The 5,362-nt window shown below is 65.2% G+C and carries 4 protein-coding genes; 3 read left to right on the forward strand and 1 reads right to left on the reverse strand.

Going from position 1 to position 5,362, the window contains the following annotated elements:
* The first annotated feature begins 496 nt into the window (after positions 1-496).
* Positions 497-2,524 (forward strand): serine/threonine protein kinase, encoded by a 2,028-nt coding sequence (locus RM96_RS28920; RefSeq protein ID WP_039015172.1) that lies wholly within the window; start codon positions 497-499, stop codon positions 2,522-2,524.
* A gap of 21 nt (positions 2,525-2,545) precedes the next feature.
* Here the strand turns inward: RM96_RS28920 and RM96_RS28925 are convergent, their stop codons facing one another.
* Complete coding sequence (locus tag RM96_RS28925) at positions 2,546-3,751, reverse strand: formylglycine-generating enzyme family protein (protein WP_238587461.1); 1,206 nt, start codon at positions 3,749-3,751, stop codon at positions 2,546-2,548.
* A gap of 331 nt (positions 3,752-4,082) precedes the next feature.
* On the opposite strand from RM96_RS28925, the gene RM96_RS28930 reads away from it, so the two are divergent.
* On the forward strand, positions 4,083-4,508 hold the full coding sequence (locus RM96_RS28930; protein ID WP_039015174.1) for a DUF4399 domain-containing protein: 426 nt from the start codon (positions 4,083-4,085) through the stop codon (positions 4,506-4,508).
* Between the two features lie 29 nt (positions 4,509-4,537).
* Positions 4,538-4,966 carry a DUF4399 domain-containing protein gene (locus tag RM96_RS28935; RefSeq protein ID WP_039015175.1) on the forward strand — a complete coding sequence of 143 codons (429 nt, stop codon included), beginning with the start codon at positions 4,538-4,540 and terminating at the stop codon, positions 4,964-4,966.
* Positions 4,967-5,362 lie beyond the last annotated feature (396 nt).

Raw genomic sequence — 5,362 nt, forward strand, 5'->3', positions numbered from 1 at the left:
GGCGCTCATGCTCTTGCGGTCGAGGCTTTCGGTGGACGACAGGTCCTTGATGGTCAGCGTGGTCATGATGATCTCCGGTAGAGGAAGGGTGCAGCGTTTGGGTTGGTTTCGAGCATCGGGTGTCGCGCTCGGGAGGTACTAACGCATGGAGTGTGCCAACCCGCGTGCCTGGCCTGCGCGGCTCGCGTAACTGCCTGAAATACCGGGGTTTTCAGTGATCAAGTCGGCTGGCACGCACTGCGCCGCGGGCACGCCGGTGCCTCGTGCTGATGGCTGGAGCCCAACAGGTTTGCCGTCAGTGTTGGCGCACGGGCGACAACTGCTTGCGGACCGCCTCGGAACAGGCTTCGCGTGTGGCAAAAGTTTGGCGAAGCGCCTCCCGCGCACGCGCGCGCGGTTTGCGGATGCCATGAGTGCGCACTAGTATCCATCGTGGGCAGGGCACATCTGCGCAGTGTGTTTTGGCTCGGTCCGTAACCACGACGGGGCGACACCGGTGGCCAGTCTTAAAGACCTGATTCGCAAGTTCCAGAATGGCGGCCTTTCGGACGACGAGTTCGTTGCGTCCTTCGAAATGGCGCTCGCCGAGGACCGGACCACGCCCAGCCAGCTGGCCCGCGTGATCATCGAGGAGAACACGCGTTTCCCGTTTCCGCCAGGTGTCTATGCGGAGGTGATGCGGCGGATCGAACGCCACGGCACGACCCAGTACGATCCAGGGGAAGCGACGCGCCTGGCGCAGACGGGCTCGCTCTACGCCACCACGCCCGCGGCGGGCACCGTGCCGCCGGCCGGACGACAAAAGGGCGTAGGCGATACGCTGAACGGGCGCTTCGTGCTGGAAGAGTGTCTTGGCGTGGGCGGCATGGGCACTGTCTACAAGGCGCTGGACCTGCGCAAGCTCGAAGCGTCAGACCGCAAGCCCTACATCGCCATCAAGGTGCTCAACCTGCAGTTCAGCGGCCATCCCAAATCGCTGATCGCGCTGCAGCGCGAGGCGCGCAAGGCGCAGACGCTGGCGCACAGGAACATCGTCACGGTGTACGACTTTGATCGCGACGGGGCGGTGATCTTCCTGACCATGGAGTACCTGTCGGGCAAGTCGCTGAGCCATATCCTGCGCGCGGAGGGATTCACCGGCATGCCAATGGAAAAGGCCATGCCCATCATTGCCGGCATGTGCCACGCGCTGGCCTACGCGCATGAGCGCGGCTTCGTGCACTGCGACTTCAAGCCGGCCAATGTCTTCCTGACCGAGAGCGGCGAAGTGAAGGTGATCGACTTCGGCATCGCGCGCGGCTTCCTGCCGCCGGCGGACGAAGCGGACAAGACTGTCTTCGATCCCGGCTCGCTGGGCGGCATGACGCCGGCCTACGCCAGCCCGGAGATGTTCGATCATCGCGAGCCGGACCCGCGCGACGACATCTATGCGCTGGCTTGCGTGACCTATGAGCTGCTGACCGGCCGGCATCCGTATGAGCGCATGTCGGCTAACCAGGCGCGCATGGCGGGACTCAAGCCGGTGCAGCCGCCGTCGCTGAACCGCAGCCAGTGGAAGACCCTGCGCGAGGCCTTGTCGCTGGACCGCGAGACACGTACGCCGACCGTCGACAAATTCCTGGCCGGCATCAGCACGCTGCCCGCGACGCCCGTGCGAAACAGCGCACCGTGGGTAGCTGGCGCCACGCTGGCTGTGGTGGTCGTGGCAGGCGGTATTGGCTATTACGCCTTGCGCGGCAACCGTTCGACCGAGGCGCCCGAGAGTGGCACGTCCGCGGGCGCTGCGCGGGAAGCCGCGCCGGACAGCGCGAAGCCTGTCGGATCTCCGGTTGCGCCGCCAAAACCCGAAGTGCCATTGTCGATGCCGGCAGTGACGCGGGTGCTCGCGGCGGTGCCGTGCTCCCTGCTGACCGCCACCGCGCAGGAGCAGACCCTGCGCGTGCGCGGCTATCTGGGCGAGAGCGTGGGGCCATCGCGCCTGCGTGAGCAGCTCAATGCGCTGCCGGGCGTCAAGGCACTCGATCTCGACACCCAGCCGCTCAGTGCCGATAAATGCGGCGTGGCAACGCTGATCGCGCCCTACTGGTCCGGCAATCGCCAGGGTGGCGCCGCGGCGTCGATCCGCACGCGCGGCAATGGCACCCAGCTGACCGAGGGCACGCCGCTCGTGCTCGACATCCGCACGCCCGCCCACGAATCCTATGTCTATGTGGATTACTTTGTCGCCGACGGCAAGGTTGCGCATCTCGTCCCCAGTGCGCGCGTGCCGGGCAACCAGGCGCCTGCCAGCTACACCGCCACGATCGGCGATGGCGGTGACTGGGTCATCTCCAAGCCGTTCGGCACCGAGCTGGTTGTGCTGCTGACGACGCCCGTACCGTTGTTCGAGGGCAGGCGCGCGGAGTTCGAGTCGTGGCACGACTACCTGCAGGCACTGGAAAAGCCGCTGGGCCAGATGGCGCGCAAGTATGGGCAGGACCGTATCAGCGCCGACCTCGTGCAGATCTCGACGCGCGCGCGTTGAGCGCGCCTTCGCGGAAGACTGCTACTTCATGTCTCGCACAACCCGAAAGCCGTTCTGCGACTGCCTGACGCTCGAGCTGTACTTGAAGCGCGTGGACGACACCATATAGCTGGCGCCTTCGCGCCACGAGCCGCCGCGGATCACGCGCGCGCCGCAGCCTGGCTCTTCCCAGCTGCGTCCGTCGGCCGGCGCCCCCTTGTAGGTACTGTGCCAGCAGTCGGCGACCCATTCCCACACGCTGCCGTTGACGTCGTAAAGGCCCCACGGGTTGGCGGCGAACGAGCCGACATTGGCCGGCGCATCCTGGCTCCATGGGTCGCCGCAATCCTTGCAGTTCGCGGTGCCTTTGCGCATCTGGTCGCCCCACCAGAAGGCCGACGAGGTGCCGGCGCGTGCGGCGTACTCCCACTCGGCTTCGGTGGGCAGCCGGTAGGCCTTGCCGGTGGTCTTGCTCAGCCACGCGACATACTGCTGCGCGTCGTCCCAGCTGACATCGCGCACCGGGGCATTCTTCGCGCTTGCCGAATTGGTCGCGATGCGCTGGCAGCCGCCCGCTTCGGCACACGCGCTCCATTGCTCGACCGTGACTTCATAGCGGCCGATGGCAAACGGATGGCCGATCGTGACGTGATGCGGCGGCTTCTCTGCAGGGTCGCTCGTACTGCTGCCCATCGTGAAGCTGCCAGCGGGCAGGCTGACGAGGACCGGGCAGGTTGGGCAGTCGCGGATTTCTCCGCCCTTGACCTCAGCCGCCTTGCGATCGCTGCCGGGGCCGACTGCGCCTGCCGCAGCCGTTGCGCCTGCTTTCGGCGCGGCGGGTGGACTTGCCGCTGTTGCTGGCGGCGTGGCGGGATGCGCGGGCGGCGCAGCCGGCGCGGGTGCCGGCTTGGGAGGTTGCGCGACGGTCGGCGGCGCGGGCGCCGGGTGTGCAGCGGGGGCTTCGCTCTTCGGCGCGGAAGCGCCGCTTGCCGCAAGCCGCTCGATGCGCGCTTTGGCCAGCGCAGCAAAGCGGCCGTTCGGATACTGCTTGAGGTAGGCCTCGTAGTCGCTGGCGAAGTTGCTGTTCTTGATCGATTCCCAGAAGGTCAGTTCATATTGCTCGTCGCTGTTCTTCGGCAGGATGCCGGCGAGCATTACCCTGTCTTCGAAGGCAGCCACGGAAGGAAGCACGGGAGACTCTGCCGCCGCATTGCCGGCGATCAGCAAGCTGGCCAGGACCACACTCATCCCTGGGAGGGACGCGACAGGTAGTTTGCGCCACATCTTCAGACCTTGGTGATACTGCGGCCAACCCGTTGCATGCCGCGGCGCTGCCGCTGAGCGTGCTTCGGCGCATTGTGGTGTTGCCGTGACGTGAATCGGCTTGCTTCAAGATAGCACAGCGTTTGTGAATCCGGAGGTGCTTTCCCGCGCTGCATGCGATGCGGCGGATTCGCTTTTTGCAGGGTTCCGTTCTAACCTGAATGTCGAATCGCCGAGCGCTGACCAACAAGCAACCAAAACGGGCTTTCGGGACAACGTGATCGGGTTTCGGAAAGATCTCCGGGAGGCGCCGCGTATGTCCAGACGATTCCTGCTCCGCCTGCTGGCGGCCAGCACCCTGGCCGCCGTGCCGTCGCTCTCCTTGCCGACGGCCGCTCCACCCAATGCCGAGGCCTACATCATCTGGCCGCCCGATGGCGCCGTGATCAGCGGCGGCAAGTTCTGGATCCGCATGGGCCTGCGCAATATGGGCGTGTGTCCGAAGGGCATCGAGTCGGCCAAATGCGGGCACCACCACCTGCTGGTCGACACCGAGCTGCCACCGCTTGACAAGGAAATCCCGTCGGACAAGAACCACCTGCACTTCGGTGCCGGTGAAACCGATGCGCGCATCGAGCTGGCGCCGGGCAAGCACACCCTGCAGCTGCTGCTGGGCGATGCCAAGCACATCCCGTTCGATCCGCCGATCTACTCGAAGAAGATCACGATCACAGTGCGCTAGGGCCAGCCTCGGGAAAAGGGAGAGCCGCCATGTTCAAATTACTAGCCGCCGCCGTATTCGCTGCGAGCCTGCTGCTGCCAGTTGCCGGGCTCGGCGGCCCGACGGCGGCGCCGCCCAATGCCTACCTCTATATTGGCTATCCCAACAACAACCAGGTGCTGCCGGCAGGCAAGCCGTTCAAGGTCTGGTTCGGGCTGCGCAACATGGGCGTGGCACCCAAGGACGTGAAGTATCCCAACACCGGCCACCATCACCTGCTGATCGATGTCGACTTGCCGCCGATGGACAAGGAAATTCCCAACGACCGCAACCACCTGCACTTCGGCGCCGGTGAAACCGAGACCATGGTCGAGCTGCCGCCTGGCAAGCATACGCTGCAGTTGCTGCTTGGCGACGACAAGCACATCCCCACCAATCCGCCGGTCTACTCAAAGAAGATCACGATCTACGTGAAGTGATTCTCAGGGCGGCGCTTGCGCCGCCTTTCTGTCTTCCTCCCCCGTTTTCATTCCCTTTTCCTTCCTGATTTGCGCGAGTGTCGTGCGTGTGCCAACACGTGCGCTGTATCTGTTGGCCGCGGCCCGTCTAGGCAATGTGGCCGCCGGCAGGCAAAGCGCTGCGTGCCAGCCGGCGACAACGCGGAAAACCCAGGTATTTCAGGCAGTTACGCGAGCCGCGCAGGCTAGGCACGCGGGTTGGCACACTCCATGCGTTAGTACCTCCCGAGCGCGACACCCGATGCTCGAAACCAACCCCAACGCTGCACCCTTCCTCTACCGGAGATCATCATGACCACGCTGACCATCAAGGACCTGTCGTCCACCGAAAGCCTCGACCGCAAGAGCATGAGCGCC

This window comes from Cupriavidus sp. IDO, assembly GCF_000812465.1.
Lineage (GTDB): Bacteria > Pseudomonadota > Gammaproteobacteria > Burkholderiales > Burkholderiaceae > Cupriavidus.

Coding starts and splice junctions, on each gene's coding strand:
- RM96_RS28925 (WP_238587461.1), bottom strand. CDS start 3,751: ATGAGTGTGGTCCTGGCCAGCTTGCTGATCGCCGGCAATGCGGCGGCA.
- RM96_RS28930 (WP_039015174.1), top strand. CDS start 4,083: ATGTCCAGACGATTCCTGCTCCGCCTGCTGGCGGCCAGCACCCTGGCC.
- RM96_RS28935 (WP_039015175.1), top strand. CDS start 4,538: ATGTTCAAATTACTAGCCGCCGCCGTATTCGCTGCGAGCCTGCTGCTG.